This is a genomic window from Mesorhizobium sp. WSM4840, assembly GCF_055811755.1.
This window is the reverse complement of sequence record NZ_JBVVQD010000062.1, coordinates 1-17,674: the sequence shown is the minus strand read 5'-3', so window position 1 is coordinate 17,674 and position 17,674 is coordinate 1. Positions and strand designations below refer to the sequence as shown.

Annotated in this window: 10 protein-coding genes and 6 pseudogenes; 8 read left to right on the top strand and 8 right to left on the bottom strand. The window is 58.7% G+C overall.

Annotated features, from left to right (window positions below; genetic code table 11):
* Window positions 1-1,015: 1,015 nt before the first annotated feature.
* Both AC0L3I_RS35890 and AC0L3I_RS35885 read left to right on the top strand, forming a co-directional pair.
* Window positions 1,016-1,436: pseudogene (locus tag AC0L3I_RS35890) on the top strand (transposase); the annotation flags it as partial.
* A 446-nt stretch (window positions 1,437-1,882) separates the two neighbouring features.
* Window positions 1,883-2,920, top strand: a complete 1,038-nt coding sequence (locus AC0L3I_RS35885) for an IS110 family RNA-guided transposase (protein ID WP_473530101.1) — start codon at window positions 1,883-1,885, stop codon at window positions 2,918-2,920.
* Window positions 2,921-3,391: 471 nt separating this feature from the next.
* Here the strand turns inward: AC0L3I_RS35885 and AC0L3I_RS35880 are convergent, their stop codons facing one another.
* Window positions 3,392-4,327 (bottom strand): nucleoside hydrolase, encoded by a 936-nt coding sequence (locus AC0L3I_RS35880; RefSeq protein WP_473530100.1) that lies wholly within the window; start codon window positions 4,325-4,327, stop codon window positions 3,392-3,394.
* 999 nt (window positions 4,328-5,326) lie between these two features.
* Here AC0L3I_RS35880 and AC0L3I_RS35875 point away from each other — a divergent pair.
* From AC0L3I_RS35875 to AC0L3I_RS35855, 5 genes and pseudogenes are all read left to right on the top strand, one after another.
* Window positions 5,327-6,068: pseudogene (locus tag AC0L3I_RS35875) on the top strand (IS5 family transposase); the annotation flags it as partial.
* Window positions 6,069-6,295: 227 nt separating this feature from the next.
* Complete coding sequence (locus AC0L3I_RS35870; RefSeq protein WP_473530099.1) at window positions 6,296-7,576, top strand: ABC transporter substrate-binding protein; 1,281 nt, start codon at window positions 6,296-6,298, stop codon at window positions 7,574-7,576.
* Between the two features lie 11 nt (window positions 7,577-7,587).
* A complete protein-coding gene (locus AC0L3I_RS35865; RefSeq protein WP_473530098.1) occupies window positions 7,588-8,496 on the top strand; it encodes a carbohydrate ABC transporter permease in 909 nt (302 codons plus the stop codon).
* A complete protein-coding gene (locus AC0L3I_RS35860; RefSeq protein ID WP_473530097.1) occupies window positions 8,493-9,344 on the top strand; it encodes a carbohydrate ABC transporter permease in 852 nt (283 codons plus the stop codon). The genes AC0L3I_RS35865 and AC0L3I_RS35860 overlap by 4 nt, the downstream gene beginning before the upstream one ends.
* A gap of 90 nt (window positions 9,345-9,434) precedes the next feature.
* Entirely contained in the window at window positions 9,435-10,496 is a 1,062-nt protein-coding gene (locus AC0L3I_RS35855) for an ABC transporter ATP-binding protein (protein WP_473530096.1), read from the top strand.
* 358 nt (window positions 10,497-10,854) lie between these two features.
* Here AC0L3I_RS35855 and AC0L3I_RS35850 read toward each other — a convergent pair.
* From AC0L3I_RS35850 to AC0L3I_RS35820, 7 genes and pseudogenes are all read right to left on the bottom strand, one after another.
* A pseudogene (locus tag AC0L3I_RS35850) lies at window positions 10,855-11,220 on the bottom strand (transposase); the annotation flags it as partial.
* 26 nt (window positions 11,221-11,246) lie between these two features.
* A complete protein-coding gene (locus AC0L3I_RS35845; RefSeq protein ID WP_473530095.1) occupies window positions 11,247-12,467 on the bottom strand; it encodes a helix-turn-helix domain-containing protein in 1,221 nt (406 codons plus the stop codon).
* The gene (locus tag AC0L3I_RS35840) at window positions 12,404-13,312 is read right to left on the bottom strand and encodes a recombinase family protein (RefSeq protein WP_473530094.1); all 909 of its coding nucleotides are present in this window, start codon (window positions 13,310-13,312) and stop codon (window positions 12,404-12,406) included. Before AC0L3I_RS35840 ends, AC0L3I_RS35845 begins: the two co-directional genes overlap by 64 nt.
* Entirely contained in the window at window positions 13,296-13,469 is a 174-nt protein-coding gene (locus AC0L3I_RS35835; protein WP_292506539.1) for a hypothetical protein, read from the bottom strand. The genes AC0L3I_RS35840 and AC0L3I_RS35835 overlap by 17 nt, the downstream gene beginning before the upstream one ends.
* A 299-nt stretch (window positions 13,470-13,768) precedes the next feature.
* Window positions 13,769-14,361 (bottom strand): annotated as a pseudogene (locus AC0L3I_RS35830) (IS110 family transposase); the annotation flags it as partial.
* 500 nt (window positions 14,362-14,861) lie between these two features.
* Window positions 14,862-15,368, bottom strand: a pseudogene (locus AC0L3I_RS35825) (IS110 family transposase); the annotation flags it as partial.
* A 443-nt stretch (window positions 15,369-15,811) separates the two neighbouring features.
* Window positions 15,812-16,276 (bottom strand): annotated as a pseudogene (locus tag AC0L3I_RS35820) (IS110 family RNA-guided transposase); the annotation flags it as partial.
* A gap of 524 nt (window positions 16,277-16,800) precedes the next feature.
* On the opposite strand from AC0L3I_RS35820, the gene AC0L3I_RS35815 reads away from it, so the two are divergent.
* Window positions 16,801-17,674, top strand: an 874-nt coding sequence (locus AC0L3I_RS35815; RefSeq protein ID WP_473530093.1) for a beta-keto acid cleavage family enzyme, incomplete at its 3' end; no start/stop codon positions are given.

Here is a 17,674-nt window from a genome sequence, read left to right as displayed (position 1 = left end):
CTCTATGGACTCATTCGCACCGCCCGTGAATCCCGGCCCCTGCACCAAATATGCGGAAGATCCCCTGATCGCCGCGCTATAGCGCTCCCTTCCAGAACTAGCTGCTGCCGTTGGCGATTGAGCGGGTGCGGCGGAGACTGAACGCGGCCCATGACGGCGATCGGCAGATGGTGTCGATCCTGGCCGCGGTACCGACCGACGGCATCGACGCCGTCGAGGCCGCCCGACTTCGTGTAGTTCCTTGAAAAATGCAATAACCGGATGTTGCCATCCACCTAATCTAAGCCGCGTGATAACAATGACCCGGCTTGAGGAGGCGGCATGGTTCAGCCGGGTAGAACTCCACTTCATATCCAGCTCGCAGATATCATTCGGTATCAGATCGAGAGCGGCGTCTTCGATGCTGGCGATTAACTCCCCACTCAGATTGAGTTTCTCGTGGCAGAAGGTGTGGCTTTGGTGCCGATTGGGTCGCTGCGAAACCTGGATGCAATAGCCCGGCGCGTGGTCGCGGAGGCTTCATCGCGCAATGCAGACATCACGATCATCTGCTCGGGCCAACTGCGCAAATCACGCATTGCGATTGGAGCTGCTATTTCGCCGGAATGATCATTTCCTAGTTTTGTAAACTTGCAAAGGATGACGCTGTTGAACTCGACGACTCTGCGTCGCTGGCTCGTGGCTTCACAACCTCACAAAATAGTGCCGTGAAGGTGTTGCTGAACTCGATGACCGGACGCCGCTTCATTGTCAATGGTCGGCAGCACGACGTGGAGTTCCGTGCGCGCATCAACGCACCGACGATCGTTCCTGTTTGACCGCGCATACGAAAATAGCGATCATCCGGTTTATCTCCTAGATGCCCAGTAGCACAGCCGCCATCAGATAGGTCAGTTGCCGACCTCGCGTCCTTGCCACAGCAGACCTCAGCCCTGAGGGTATTGCCTCGCTCCGCGAAATGAGTGAGCTCAAGTTGCTCGGCTGTGCAGCCGGCGGGTGGAATCGCAAGCAGCTAATAATCGAGAATCGCCACGGCCTGCTGGTCGACGGCTGCCTGACATTCGCCGACTGTCATGCCGAGCGGGTAGCGGCGCTGCACATAATCGAACCACCGCCGAACGGCCACGGCGGATCACGCTCGGCGCCGACAAGGCATATGAAACGGAGGACTTTGTCAACGAGTTGCGCTCAATGCGGGTGACGCCGCACGTGGCGCAGAACGCCAGGGGCCGACGCTCGGCGATCGCCACAGCGGCTATGCCGTCAGCCAGCGCATCCGCAAGCGCATCGAGGAAGCGTTCGGCTGGATCAAGACGGTCGCCGCGCAGGACAAGACGAAGTTTCGCGGTCGCGACAGCGTCGGATGGGCCTTCACCTTCGCGGCCGCCGCCTACAATCTGGTGCGGCTGCCCAAGCTGATGACGGAGACCGGCTGATGGCCAAGGTTCCTGCATTTCGCCAAGGCCTTCGCCGGCCTGCCGCATCGTCGAGATGGACAATCGGGACAACAACTTTGGTTGAGGAAGCGCATCTCACCCTCGCCGGCGCTGCGGATGGCGAGTTGGCCTTCGGCGCGCTCAAAGGCTCCTCGACGTCCGCTACGGCGCGAGACGGATCAGCCTGCGCGGAGTTCTCGTGGGAGGGACAAGACGAGAATGAACCCGCCTGCCGTCGGGGATGGGTCGCATCGGCACCGCCGGCAGCATCGTGGCCACTTCTACATTCACCACGGCAACTCAGGCTTTCGTCTGCGAGTCGGGCTGACTTGTTCAACAGATGGGGTGATTGGGGTCTCGCCCGAGCCAAATTGAGGGCGGCTGCTCCTGTCGAGATGTGAGAACGTGGTCGATGTAGATCGCCACAAACATCAGGAGGAGCAGCCATGAAGTATTTTGCCGGACTTGACGTGTCTTTGGAAGAGACCGCCATCTGCGTCGTCGACGAGAGCGGCCGGATTGTGAAGGAAGGGCGGGCGGCGAGTGAGCCGAGGGCGCTTTATGAGGTCTTGCGGAAAATCGATCTGCCGCTGGACCGCATCGGGCTCGAAGCCTGCTCGCTGGCGGCCTGGCTTTATGACGGTCTTCGCGCCGAAGGATTGCCGGCCATTTGCATCGAGACCCGACTGGCCAATGCGGCGATGAAGACGATGCCGAACAAGACGGACCGGAATGATGCCCGCGCCTTGGCGCAGATCATGCGCACCGGCTGGTATCGACAGGTGCATGTGAAGAGCCAGCAGTGTCGGCTCTGGCGGTCCCTCCTCGTCGCACGACGCACGGTCCTCAATGAAATACGATCCATCGAGAACGTGATCAGAGCGATTCTGCGGGAGGCCGGCATCAAGCTCGGCACGCCAAGTCGTGCAGCCTTCGCCGATCGCGTGCGCGAACTGATTGGCGCAGATACGGTCGTCATGGCGCTTGTCGAGCCGCTTCTGGCGATCGTGGCCACGATGCTCCGCGAGTTCGGGCGACTGACAAAGCAAGTCCTCAACATCGCCCGCAAGGAGCAAGTCTGCCGGCGACTCATGTCCGTGCCCGGTGTGGGACCCATCACCGCGCTCGCCTTTCGTGCCACGGTCGATCAGCCGGACCGCTTTCGCCGATCGAGGGATGTCGGAGCGCATCTGGGTCTGACCCCGGCACGCTATCAATCAGGCGAGACGGACATTCAGGGCAAGGTAAGCCGATGCGGTGACGAGCTCGCCCGCACGGCTCTCTATGAAGCGGCTCATTCGCTGCTTGTGCTCAGCAAGAAATGGTCGTGCCTCAGAGCGTGGGGTATGAACGTCGCCAAGCGGCGCGGTATGGCCCGAGCCCGAGTTGCTGTTGCCCGCAAGCTCGCTGTCATTCTGCATCGCATGTGGAGCGACGGGACAGAATTCCGCTTCGGCAAGGCACCCGGCCCCGTATCGGCATGAAATAGGGACAACAGACAACAGACCAACGAAGGAGGAGTTGATTCCGCCCGAAAGGGCGTGATCCGGATCGTTCCCGTGGGGACGATGGGCAAGGCGATCTCGTTAGCAGGCACGATCCTGGGACGAACTCTCTCAAGGTCGTTCAACAGATTGAGACGCCTCGCTCTACTGACCCCATCATGCGGCGGCCTAACGTCGACCGCGAAGAGAAGCGAGTGACCCGCGGGGCGACATGATCCGGAAAAATATCAGGAGGAGCTTGACCTCAACGACCCCAATCAGAGAAGCCTGCTAGCGCGGATTAATGCAGTTGATTTTGCACGACACTTCAGATGATGTCGGGGGGAGGGACCATTGTTTGGTCCCTCGCCAAATCCTCCGGGAGGCTCCTTGAGGATCAGAGATGCTTTCCCCATCACGTATTCAGGTGTTTCCTTGAAACAAGGGACACCACTCGTCGAGAAACCTCCGTTAGCTGTGTTTCTCTTTCAGCTTCGAGAAAAAGTCTTTAAGAATTGGATCGCGATGTATCCGGTAGACGTAGCGCATGGGATGCCGCGTTCGGTCGACGCTCCATGTCAACTGATCGGTGAGCACCGGCGTATGCGTTACTACGGTTTCGCACCAATCGGGATTGAGCAGCCAAGCAACAGGCGCCATGTCCCAAAGTTGCTTCGACCAGCCGAGGTGATCATCGGACAACTCCTTAAACCTTTGGGCGAGGAATTGGCCAATATCGCCATACGGCTCTACATGCCGCTCGATCTCCGGGACGGTACTCAAAAGATGGGAAACAACGCCCCGGCAAGGAAGGAGCACTAGCGGAACACCGCTATCAAGGAGGACCTGAGATCCGCCTACATCCTGGCACAGATTAAATTCCTTGGTGTCTGGCCATTCCAGAGCATTGCCACCCAGCCACACAACGACGATTTTATCGCTAATGTCTGGTGCCTTGATAAGGGCAGACGCGACGTTGCTGATCGCTGCGATTGCCACAACGTAAAGCGGATCTTCCGGCGAACTTGCACGCGCCCGCTTGATCAAGTCATCGACGGCTGGCGCTTCACGAACCGTCTTCTGGGGACCTACGTAGTCCGTAACGCCTTTGAAAACCAGCCCCTCTGGCCGAACTTGCATACGTTCCAGCACCCGAACAATCTCCTCATGGCTCAATTCCATACCATGGCCAGGGCTTTCGGAGCGGTCGCTGGGAAAAAACGGCGCGCGAAAAAACGGCGCCGCATAAATTGCCTGCAGGTCCAGACGGTCAGATGACAGTAACATCTGCACGATTGCGAACTGATCATCGATTTCATTGTAGGTGTCGGTATCAAGAACGCACCGAACCCGTCCTGAGGGGGGGGCCAGCATCCGCAGGCGTTCAGCGTAACTAAGGGTCGTCATCGGTTGTTATTCCTTATTCGCGGTTCTCGTCGCGGATGGCATGTCTATAAGACTGCTTTAACAGACCGACCTGTTTCGTCCCTATGCCGATCCGGACGATCACTGGGACCTTGGCTGCGTCCATGCTCTTGCAGCATCACTTAGGGCCCACAGGGGGCGCGCAAGAAACGCCACTGATTCGTTGCCGCCGACACACCCCCAGATCGAATACCGTAAACGAAGACGCGGTCGGCGGTATTTCGGAGTGGCGCCTTTCGGAACAACAAGATGGCCCGTGCTAACGCCGAGCCTGTCGAGATCAAATGTGAGATGTGGCATTTCGTTCAAGTTCAACCCTCAACGAATGATAGTATTTTCCAGAATACTTAGGATCGACTGTGCAGGCTCTCAGGTATTCGACGGCGTTTGGCCAAACTTGAACGCGGGCCGCCGATTTAATAGTTCCGCTCCGCAGTCGTCGGAATCGATCAGCCGCGTCTCGCCCTTGTAGATCAACCTCGACCCTTCATGGGCGTACGACGGAAGATGCGCCCGCCATGTATGCCCCAAGCTGTCTTCAATTCGCCAATATAATGTCTCGGCCGGTGCCATCGCGTTTTCAGATGGCTAGCGCGTCCTCGCTGAAATCGGCCGCTCCGGCGTGGAGGCGCGGACATCCTCAAAGCTAAACCCTCGGGCAAGCCGCCGGCAATGCCGGGAAAATCTCGCCACCGTATGAATGTAGGGTCGTTGCGTTGCCGGCGACAGATCGCGAACCGTGCTTGATATGCGAGGGCGCAGAGGGGCTCAACTCGGCCATCTCTCATCTCCTGTTCTCAAGATTGCGCTTCAACAGCCGCAATTCTTAACAGATGCGTTCGGATGGCCGCTCACGTAGGCCGGCAAGCTTGCGAATGGGGTCAAGATCGGTCGATAGAAATGTCTGCACTAGGTCGCCTACCCATAAACAGGATTTCCAAGAGTAGGCGGCTGTCTTTCTGCAAGCGGCAGGAGGCGATCATGGCGCATTTCGATCTGACGGATTTCGAGTGGTCGCTGATCCAGCCGTTGGCTTCCGACGAAGGTGCGCGGGGTGCTGCGCGCCGATGACCGCAAGGTCCTGAACGGCATCTTCTGGCGGCTTCGAACAGGCGCGCCCTGGGCCGACATTCCGGCGCGCTACGTTCCCGTACACGACCTGCGTCAACCGCTTCAACCGATGGCGCAGGGCCCCACTGGGGCGCGTTCTTGAAGCCGTATTCGGTCGCTTATGATGGCGACGTGCAGATGATCGACTCGTCCTCGATCCGGTTTCACCAGCACGCCGCCAACGGTCAAAAAAAGCCGAGCGGTCCCGGTGCATAGGTCATTCGAGCGGCGGCCTGACCACTAAGATCCATGCGCTTGTCGATGCCGAGGGCCGTCCGATCCGCCTCAAGCTGACCGAGGGCCAGGCGCACGACGGACGCTCGGCCGCCGACATGTTCGAAACCGTGGAGGCCGGGCACATCCTTCCTCGCCGACCGAGCCTATGACGGCGACGTCTTGCACGCCGCAACGGCCGAACGGGGCGCATGGGCTAACATCGCACTATGCCGAACCGCGTCAAAACCTTCCCGTTCAGCGCATGGCTCTACCGCCAGCGCAACGAGGTCGAGCCGTTTTTTAAACAAACTCAAGCACTTCAGGGGCATGGCCACGATGCGACAAGCGCGACGACAACTTCCTCGCATCCGTCCAGCTTGCTCCAATCCGCATCTGGTTGCGAAGTTATGAGTCGGTCACCTTAGAAGCCTCGTTGAGAGATGCGAGATCAAGACAAATGGCGGCCAAAAGCGAGCACGTGCAACTCGCAGCCATCTCGTTGCTAGATCGGTGCAATATCAAAAATATCTTGGCGAGATCACGCGACTTAAGCTCCAAAAGGAGTGAGCTTTGACGTCAAGTGAAATATGGGTCTGCAAAACGGGAGGAAATTGGATGACTATAATGGGCTATCGCTTGGGTCGCCGCGGCTTCTTGACCGGCATGTTGGGGGTGTCGTCGCTGCCATTACTTGGATCGTTGCCGGCCATGGCGCAGAGCCAGACGCTGCGATTCTTCGGCTTTGCAGGCGCCGATTATAGCGCGTTCTTCAATGCCTTCGAAAAGGTATCTGGAAAGAAGGTTTCTTTCGAAGGTGTGCCCTATGCCGACCTGCACAACACGATGGTCCAGCGCTTCCGGACGGGAAATTCCGGAATAGATGTATTCATCTTGGATGCCCCTTATGTCCCGACGTTCTCCAAGCTGGGCATTTTGGCAGACTTGACGAGCGCCTTCGGAGAAAAGAGCAAAGGCAAACTGTTCCCTAACGATGTGCAGGGCGCTACCTACGAAGGGAAGATGCTGACCATGCCAATGTGGGAGTCAACGCAGCTCCTATTCTTCAACAAGGGGCTCCTGGCCAAGGCTGGTGTTGAAGCACCGGGTGTCTCGCCCGACACGCGCATGACCTGGGACAAGGTTATCGAGCTTGCCAAGAAGGCGCAGGCGGCTGGAGCCGAAACGGGCTTCGGTTTCGAGCAAGTCGATCGCTATTACCAGCTACAGGTCCTTCCAGAGTCGCTTGGCGGTGGACCGGGTGTCAAGGGTGACGACCTGCTGACCGTAGACGTGGCCAACGATGCTTGGCTGCAGGCAGGAAAATGGTATGGAAGCATCTTCGCCGATGGCGTGGCTTCGCGTGGTTCGACCAACGATCAAGAGATGATCGACCTGTTCAAAGCTGGCCGGCTTGCATTTCTTGTTGGCGGTCCCTGGCGGTTCGCCGAATTCAACATGGTCGACGGTCTTGACTATGGAGCGGCGCCCCATCCCTATTTTGCCGGTGGCAAGGCGGTGACGCCTTCTGAATCATGGCATTTGGGAGTCGCGGCGGACACAGCGAAAGCCGACCTGGCCATAGAATTCTTGAACTACGTGGGTTTGGATAAAGATGGGGCGCTAGTTGCCGCCGAGAGCACAGGCCATCTATCCGCAAACATGGACGCTGGGGCCGAGGTGTTGAGCGACATCCAAAAACAAAATCCCAAGCAAAAAGATATTGATACTTTGATGCGTTACGAGCTCGCCAACACGGCTATCCGGCGACCGCGTACACTTGGATATCTCCAATTGGAGGAGTTGGTCACACGTGCGTGGAGCGATATCCGCAACGGAAGTGATGCTGTCCAAACTTTCACGCAACTTCAACGTGAGCTCGAGCGTAGTTTCAAGCGCATTCGCTAAAGGCGACAGCGATGGAATTGGTTTCTGAGGGACCGATTGTAAGGGCGGCGCCCATGATTGGTCGACGTTCAAAATGGCGAGCAGCCATTGCGCCGCTCCTCTTCCTGATGCCGGCTATGGTTGCCCTCATCGGATTTCGTTTGTTGCCAGCAGGCTGGCTCGTTCAACAGAGCCTGTCCGGCCCTGACGGCGAATTCGCCGGGCTAGATAATTTCGAGTTCCTCTTCGCGGCGCCTACGTTTGCCAAAACCCTGCATGCAACCCTAACCTTTGTCGCGGTGACCGTGCCACTGCAGACGGCAATCGCTTTCGGCCTCGCTCTGCTGTTTGCCGAAAACTCACGGTTCGTCTCGCTGCTACGAGTTTTGGTTTTCCTGCCGGTATTTATCCCATCGAGCGTCGCTGCCATCCTGTGGGGCGCTGCATACCGCCCGCAGGGACTGGCAAATGCTTTATTGACGGCTATAGGTGTGCGCGCCCAGCCGTTCCTCACATCGCCAGACCAGGCACTGATGTCGATCACCGTTATGTGCTCGTGGATCGGATGCGGCTTCTGGATGATGTTCCTCATTGGCGGCCTAAAGGACATTCCTCGCGATCTCTATGAGGCAGCTTCGATCGATGGGGCTGGGATGCTTTCTTCGCTTTGGCACATCACTATCCCACTGATGCGTCGGCCGCTGGCATTCGTAATCGTCGCTAACACGGTGGCCAACTTCCTGGTGTTCGCTCCGATCGCGTTACTCACCCGAGGCGGGCCCGGCGGCAGCACGCAGCTCGTCATGTACGATGTGTATCAGCAGGCTTACTTTTTCAACGACGTGCCATTGGCTGCTACGGAAGGGTTGACCGTGATGGTCATAATGATAGTCATCATCCTCATCCAGTTCCGGTTGCTATCGCGGGAGAAGCAACTGTGAGCGCCGGAGAAAAGACCTCGGCCGGGGCTGGGCGTATGGTTCAGCTCCTGTTCGGTATCGCCGTCGCCGCCGGCTTTCTGCTTCCGATCGTCTGGTTGGTTGCCGGAAGCCTCCGACCCGGTAGCGAGATATTCACCTCGCTCGATCCGCTTTCTGTTGGCAGCTTCATTCCGCCACGGCCGACGTTGGCAAATTTTGGCAGCGCGCTCGGCGGAGCGTTCCGGACCGGATTGATCAACTCGATCGTCGTGGCCGCATGTACGGTGGTCTTGGGAGTGCTGGTGTGCTCAGCCGCAGCCTTCGCGTTGAGCGCCATGCAGTGGCGCGGCCGCGAGGTCGTCTTCGCCATCATCGTCTTCAGCTTTTTGGTCCCCGAGGAGGTCGTGGCTGTCCCGTTGTCGGCCATCTTCGCACGCGCCGGGCTGCAGAACACCTACATCGCGCTGATCATGCCCTTCGTGGGCAGCGGCATAGTGATCTTCCTGCTGCGGCAGTTCTTCCTCGCCATACCGCGTTCGCTGATTGAAGCCGCTCAAATCGATGGAGCCGGCTGGCTAAGGATTTACCTCGAGGTTTTCCTGCCGCTTTCACGTCCGGCTCTCATCGGCGCCGGCGTCATCCTCTTCAATGGGCAATGGCAGGCCTATCTCTGGCCGCTTCTGGTCACGACGCGCCAGGACATGTTCCTCGCCCCGATCACCCTCGGCCTTATGGTGGGGGAGCACACCAGCGACTACGGCCAGATCTTCGCGGCATCGACCATTCTAAGCCTCATCCCTGCAGTCATCCTGCTGGGCTTCCAACGCTTCTTCACCGACTCCGTCGCGATGTCGAGCGTCAAAGAATAATCGTGAGGATTCACATGACCATAAGATGGCTTCATTCGCCCAAAATGCGAAGTGAAGATGCAGATTGCTTTGCCCAGTAGGAGATGTGAGTTGGCTCAGGTCACCGTCAGGAACATCGTCAAGCGCTATGGAAACGCCCAAGTCATCCATGGCGTGAATGTCGACATTGCCGATGGCGAGTTCGTCATCCTTGTCGGCCCATCGGGATGTGGCAAATCCACTCTTTTACGCATGATCGCCGGTCTCGAAGCGATATCGGGTGGCGAGATCAGTATTGGTGGCCGGGTGGTGAACGATGTTCTGCCAAAAGACCGCGACATAGCGATGGTGTTCCAGAACTATGCGCTCTATCCCCACAAGAACGTCGCCGACAACATGGGCTTCTCGCTCAAAATCAAGGGCAGGCCGAAAGCCGAAATCGATGCCAAGGTGAAGAAGGCGGCCGAAATTCTCGATCTAGGCAAGCTGCTGGACCGGTTTCCGAAACAGCTATCGGGCGGACAGCGCCAGCGTGTGGCTATGGGACGCGCCATTGTGCGCGACCCGGAAGTCTTCCTGTTCGATGAGCCTTTATCGAATCTCGACGCCCAACTTCGTGTCGCGATGCGGGTCGAAATCAAGGAACTGCATCAGCGTCTCGGCACGACTATCGTCTACGTCACCCATGATCAGATCGAGGCGATGACCATGGCCGACAAGATCGTCGTGATGAAGGACGGCAAGGTGGAGCAGGTCGGCGCACCGCTCGATCTTTATGACAATCCGGCGAATGTCTTCGTCGCCGGCTTCATCGGCTCGCCAGCCATGAACTTCATCAAGGGCAGGATCGACTCCAAAGACGGCGAACAGATTTTCATTTCCGATACTGGATCCGTGCTGCCCGTTCGTGGCGTCAAGCCGCAGCGTGGTCAACTGGTCGTCTACGGCATACGTCCCGAGCATATTGACATTGCGCCCGACGGCTTGTCGGCAACGGTTTCGGTGCTGGAGCCGACCGGCTCCGAGACGCAGATCTTTGCCAAGCTCGGTGAGGACGCAATTGACGCCATCGTCAAAGACAGGCTCACCGTCCGTCCCGGTGAAGAGGTAAGGCTGAGGATCGATCCGCGCCGGGTCCACATTTTTGACAGGCAAAGCGGCGCACGCCTGTGACCCTTACCGATCGAGCCGAACGTGGTCAGTCCGTCGGACGGGCGAACGCGCCGCGGTTGACGCCAGTGCAGTGAACATCAGCGCGACCGCATGACCAGGCTCCTGCCGGCGCCGGCGACCGGGCCATTCCGGTCATCGGCCCTTCAATTGCTGGGTTCTGTCAAGCCTGTTTTGTCCGTGCCGGGGTCATGGTCCTTTTCGAGGTCATGGCCTCATGATGATGTTCGGGTCGGATGCCTCAACGTGCGCAGCGCGGTCCTTTGGCGGCAGCTGCTTGAACGAGGTCATCACAACCACCGTCCCGGCGGGACATCACAGGTCTGGCTTCAGCCCTGCGATCTCATGGTAATGTTGATGATCAGGTCGGCTCCTTGCCCCACTGGAACGATGTTCCATCAACCCAGATGCAGTGCAGATCACGGCTAACTTGCGGGCGACTGCGACCTGAGCCTTCTTCATGCCATTGCGTTTGGCCAGTCGCATCGTCCAAGCCTTCAGCGCGCACCATCGCCTGGTTCGATGCAGCAGCACACTGGCCGCCTCGAAGAAATAGGTCCGCAGCAGGCGGTCGCCCCATCGAGAGACATGGCCGATGGCATCCATCTCACCCGACTGCTTCCGCCGCGGCGTTAACCCAAGATAGGCGCCGACCGATGCCGCATTTCGAAACCGGGACGGATCGTCGATGGTGGCGGAACGTCAGCGCCGTCACCACACCTGGTCCCACGTCATAATGCCCATCTCGCTACGCTATTGAAAGACAAGGGTCTTCTGATCCGAATCTGATGATGGCGGCCCCTTGGAGCACAACTTGATCCGCTCGATCAGATGCGAATCTTCGATATCTCCTCGTTTGATAGCCCAAGGTGCGCCCATGCAATATTGCTGGGCAGGGATGATGCCGGCGCGAATCTGGCGAAGGACCGTCGCAGGGCTCAGATTGAGTATGCTGGCGGCTTCAGTCAACGTGACCTCGCCGCGCTCGGCCCATTCGCCATCCCTGTAGACCGCGATGTCGTGTGTATTGCGGAAGCCCCGCACACGCGACTGTGTCCATCCATTCGATCGACCTGTTCGCTTTCCCATCCGGTTGAGCATGCCAGCAATGGCCTTGTCAGGCATCATTCGTGCGCAGGCGCGGATCAACTCCACCGTCTCAGGCTCGACGGACCACCGCGTCTGACCCCGCCGGTTCTTTCTCACCGTCAGGCTGGTGTGATCGCCACCCTGCCAATGCAACAACAAATGAATCTGATCACCCTCGACCTGTGCCACGATCTCGCGCAACACGACCCGGACGATACGTTTGCGCGTGACGGCAGTGGCCGCCGGATGATGCCAGGCGGCCTCCAGATCGGCCCCCATTTGCAACAGACGCTGGCGCTCCTCGACGCCCAAAGCTGCCGGCCGCTGTCGCAGCAGGGCCTCCAATTCTTCCTCGAGAGCGCGTACGCTCGCGAGCGCGCCATTCCACCGCCGCTCAAGTTCGCCAGCTACCAGACGATTGTCGGGGTCGACCGTGTCATACTGTCGGTGCGCCCTGGTTGCCTCATATCGCGCCTGTTCGAGCGCCAACTCGATCTGGCGCTGTTTTTCGCCAGCCTGGTGCTCGCACTGCGTGATCGCTTGGATGGCCGCTTCAACGCCGAGCGGCTGCAGCAACCGCACGATCTCGACACCCACCGCTTCGTCGACGCGCAGTGCGCCGAACGAGACACAGGGATCACCGCCAGGGTTGCTTCGGGTGGCATCACACTTATAGCGGCCGACATCGCCCTTGGTGCCGTTGTAGCTGACGAGCAGGCGGCGGCCGCAATGGCCGCAACGCAGCAGGCCCGCGAGCAAAGCCTCCCCCTTGCGCACCGGCCCGCGCACCATCATGCCCTTGCCGTTGGCATTGTCTGCGATCAGCCGTTGGTTCCTTTCAAACTCTGCCCAGGACAAATAGCCTTCGTGATGGTCGACGAGCAAGACAGCCCAATCCGAGCGATCTTTGCGACGGCCACGCTTCGCTTGCGGCCGTTTTCGATTATCGTTCGACTTCCGGTTCGGCCAAAGGCGTAAGCGCCGGCATAAACAGGATTGGTGAGAAGATTGCTCACCGTCGCATAGACCGGAAGCTTCCACAGCACCTGCGGTTGTCCGGAGTTCTTGGAGTTGAGGTACGGCAGCACGATCTGGTCGCTTCGAAGCGACAAGAACACCTGGCGGATGCTTTGCATTTCGGCAAAGCGGGTGAAGACCAACCCGATCGCCTCTCGCACACGCAGGTCTGGATCCATTTCGATCTTGTCGCGGCCCACCTTCATATAGCCGACAGCTACCGTGAAGAAGAGCTCGCCCCGTCGTGCCTTCTGCTTCAAGGCTTCCATCGAACGGGCCCGCAGGAGCGACAGTTCGAGTTCGCTCATCGTCCCTTTCATGCCCAGCAATAACCGATCGTTTGGATGGCGTGGTTCATAGATTCCATCCTCATCGACAATCACCGTGCCAACCAGTCCGCAAAATTCGATCAGCGTGTGCCAGTCGCGTCCATTGCGCGCCAGACGCGACACTTCGATCGCAAAAACGGCACCGACGCGGCCTTCACAGATCGCTGCCAACAGCTTCTCGAAGCCCGGACGACTGACGCCCGACCCCGAGCGGCCAAGGTCGTCGTCGATGACTGTCACATCCGCCCAGCCAAGAGCATGGGCACGGTCGGCAAGTCCATATTGACGCCGCCGGCTCTCATGATTGTTGGCAAGCTGATCGACGGTGGATTGCCGAATGTAGATGAAGGCGCCGCGCGCCAGGTGGTCAGACGTGATCTTCATCGCCGGCCTCCGTCACTGCGGGGACGCTGAGTGTTTCCGACAGCAGCGCGCTCACCAGTGGCAATAGCTTCGTCCGCTCGGACGCTGCTACCAGTACCGGTGGGGTCTTGGGCACGAAGAGATCGAATTGGCGGTGACAGGGTTGCCGTTGCTTCATGCTTGTCTCCTCCTTCGTGACGGGAATCGTCCTGCAGCAAGGTTAGACAGGCATCGAGCTCAAGACGAAGTTCGTGCAGATACGCCAGCGGCAGACGGGGACGCTCCGTCATCATCATCGCCTCCGCTTGATCTTCCGTCATCCAGACCGGCAGATGCGCCAGGGTGCCGTCAGGCTGGCGGATGGTCAGACTGACCTCGTCACCACGACGATTGCGCCCGGCAACAGTAACCGTTTCCCCGTAACGGGGATGGAATCGGTAACGGATAATCGTCTCGCCCGACTGATAGCGGGTATTATGAAGCTGTTGCCCCGACGCCGGGCACTATCATCAATGGCTCAGTCGTTTCGTCTCCCGAGCCATCTGCCCAACCTGACGGTCTACCCCATCAAGTTCTCGGCAGACATGGCCATGCACGGAGAGCAGCGGAAGCAAGACCGGCCACAGCACGTGCCCGTCTCCGCTAAGTTCGGTGACGCGGCGCTGGAACTGTGCAGCAATCGCACGGGCGATGAGCAAAGAGCGGACGTATTGGCTGGCCTCTCTCTTCACCGCCACCTCACGATACCACCCGATCCGGACCAGTTCGGCCAGGCCGCGCACGTCATTCTCGTCGCTCTTGTTCATCCGGACCGAGAGAGCGGCATGTGCGTGCCGCGCGTCGATGCAGACCACCGGCGAGCCGATCCGCTTCAACTCGTGCCAGAGCCAGCTCGACATAGCGCCGGTCTCAAAGCCAACGCGCTCCGCTCAAGCCTTCTTCGCCAGCAGCGCCGCCAGAGCGCCAGGATCTGACTTCGCTCGGCCCTCGAACATCACGCGGCCAGACTCGTCAACGACGCAAACGGCGGTTTCCTTCTGTGAGACGTCTAGCCCGACATACTGGTTCATTGTGATATCCTCCTGTTGTCACCAGGACGAGACTGCCATCATCGGGCGATTGGGACACGCCGACAGCAATTACGCCATCGTGCGCAATACTGGGTCAGATGCACTCTCGATGAAGTTCGGGATCATACGGCACCGATCAGCCTGGCTTGCAGGAGGTCGAGCTTTCCGCGTCCATACATCTGCCGTTTCACAAGCTTGAGCTTGGTGATCTGTCCCTCTGTTTGACCGTTGGACCATGGTTCGGTGATCGCGGCGCGGACGGCGGTATGGTCGCTTACGGAGAATGGGGGCAAGTTGATCCTGCCGGTCGTGGCAACATTCGTCGGCGGCCATTGTTCAGGAGGGAGCTGTTTCCTCGAGCACCGTGGAATCGCCAAGCGGCGCTCAGCGATCCAAGCTCGAACATTAGGACGAACACAGCCAAATGACCGGAGTTGAGCCGGCAATGTGCGCCCGATCCTTCCGGATCGTACAGCCATGACGACCGTATCTGCGCCAATCAGTTCGCGCACGCGATGGGCGAAGGCTGCACGACTTGGCGTGCCGAGCTTGATGCCTCCCGCAGAATCGCTCTGATCACGGTTCTCGATGGATCGCATTTCATTGAGGACCGTGCGTTGTGCGACGAGGAGGGACCGCCAGAGCCGACACTGCTGGCTCTTCACATGCACCTGTCGATACCAGCCGGTGCGCATGATCTGCGCCAAGGCGCGGGCATCATTCCGGTCCGTCTTGTTCGGCATCGTCTTCATCGCCGCATTGGCCAGTCGGGTCTCGATGCAAATGGCCGGCAATCCTTCGGCGCGAAGACCGTCATAAAGCCAGGCCGCCAGCGAGCAGGCTTCGAGCCCGATGCGGTCCAGCGGCAGATCGATTTTCCGCAAGACCTCATAAAGCGCCCTCGGCTCACTCGCCGCCCGCCCTTCCTTCACAATCCGGCCGCTCTCGTCGACGACGCAGATGGCGGTCTCTTCCAAAGACACGTCAAGTCCGGCAAAATACTTCATGGCTGCTCCTCCTGATGTTTGTGGCGATCTACATCGACCACGTTCTCACATCTCGACAGGAGCAGCCGCCCTCAATTTGGCTCGGGCGAGACCCCAATCACCCCATCTGTTGAAGAAGGATCCCGTTTGGCTTTGAGGATGGCCTTCGTCGCCGTTGTGCTAGGCGAATGTGATCTCGATCGAGCCATGGTCGAGCAATTCCGCGGAGCCGTCCCGGTCACCTCGTCCATCTCGTCGAAGCCGACCCATGTGAACAAGACCATTGAGGGGCCGTAGCCGAGGTGGAGACCGGCCTGCAGAGCGCCGAAGGCGATCTCGCCGTAGTTGATGCGCCGTTCTTCTGCTCGACCCAAGCCTGATCATTCTTCCGATAGGCGCGGGAACGGGTCACTTCCAATCCTTGACTTCGACACCAGCAGACCACGACTGCATTCATGCAGGCGCATCCCCCTGGCAGCAGTCAGCCCGAATTCGGCGGCATAGCCGCGGATCGCATTGGCCAGCTGTGTGCGATTGCGGATCAACCGGTCGCGCAGACCGATCAACATCAATGCCGCCTGTTGTTCAGCGGTTTTGACCGGCACAAACCGCATCGTCGGCCGGCTCATCGCCTCACACAGCGCTTCTGCGTCCGCCGCATCGTTCTTACCGCGCTTGACGTATGGTTTGACATATTGAGGAGGGATCAGCTTCACCTCATGCCCAAACGACTGCAGCAGGCGTGCCCAGTGGTGCGAGCCCCCGCACGCTTCGATCGCAACCACCGTCGGCGGCAGCTTCTCAAAGAACGCCACCATCTCCTTGCGCCGCAGTTTTTTGCGCAGCGCCGGCTCCTCAGCTGCGTTCACACCATGGAGCTGGAAGATGTGTTTTGACGTGTCGATGCCAATACGAATAATTTGTTCCACGGACGGTCTCCCTTTGCTTGAGATCTGTAACGACCTCATTCTGGCACATCGATGCCGTGCGGGGGCCGTCCACCCCAACATCATGCGGCGGCCTAACGTCGACCGCGAAGAGAAGCGAGTGACCCGCGGGGCGACATGGTCCGGAAAAATATCAGGAGGAGCTTGACCTCAACGACCCCAATCAGAGAAGCCTGCTAGCCTAGAGGATCACGATCTCTGGGTGTTGCAAACATCATAGGTTCATAGGTTCGGACCATCATCCCGCATTTGGATCCTCTACTACCCTCATCGCAGGGGGAGGCCCACACCTAGCTAGATCTCCGACCTGCGACCACAACCATCTCGTGTCCAGATGGTTGGCGGCGACAATCAATATTTGACGAACAGGGGGAGGCGCATGAAAAATCCGGCAGATTTGACGATCGGCCTCCCCTACTCCTCGGTAGTTTGACCACTCGTCGCCGCACCAAGTGTATGACGGTCCAGACCAAACAATTAATACGATACCTAAGTCGGAGTTTCTGATGTCGCGGAAAGTCATTGTCACGTGTGCAGTCACCGGCGGGGGTTCCGAAGTGCTTGCGAAGCATCCCAATATCCCCAAGACGCCGTCGCAAATCGCGGAGGCTGCACTCGAAGCTGCGCGGGCTGGAGCTGCGATCGTGCACATTCACGTCCGTGACCCTGACACGGGAGTCCCATCAAACCGATTTGAGCTATATGAACAGGTCGTTAAAAAGCTCAGGGACGCAGCGACGGATGTTATCATCAATTTAACCTGTGGAATGGACGGCGAAATTGAACTTGATCCTTTGGATCCTTTAAAAGTCGGAAAGACTAGCACACTTAAAAGTGCACTCGGACGCTGCTCCCATGCCGTCAAACTTCAGCCTGAGCTGAGCACCCTGGACTGCGGAACGTTTAGTTTCGGGGAGCGGATTTATGTTGCGCGCATGTCCGATTTGCGAGAAATGGCGTCACTTATGCGCGAGGCGGGTGTCAAGCCGGAGCTCGAGTGCTTCGATTTAGGTCACATCGAAAGCGCTAAGAAGCTCATATCCGAAAACCTAATCGACGGTGTTCCCCTTTTCCAATTTTGTCTCAGTACGGGTTATGGCGCTCCGGCAGTTCCGACCGTTGTGGAGGCCATGCGTGAGGTTCTGCCGCCCGGGGCAATCTGGGGCGGATTTGGCTGTGGGGCAAATGAAATGACGATGGTTGGACTGTTGGTGGCTATGGGTGGGCATGTCCGGGTAGGATTGGAAGATAACATTTATCTCCGACGTGGCGTACTGGCTTCCAATGCCGATCTTGTTGACAACGCGGTTGGGCTCATCGAGCGCATGGGCGCCAGCGTCGCCACACCTGCCGAGGCACGGGCAATCCTCGGAGTTAAGA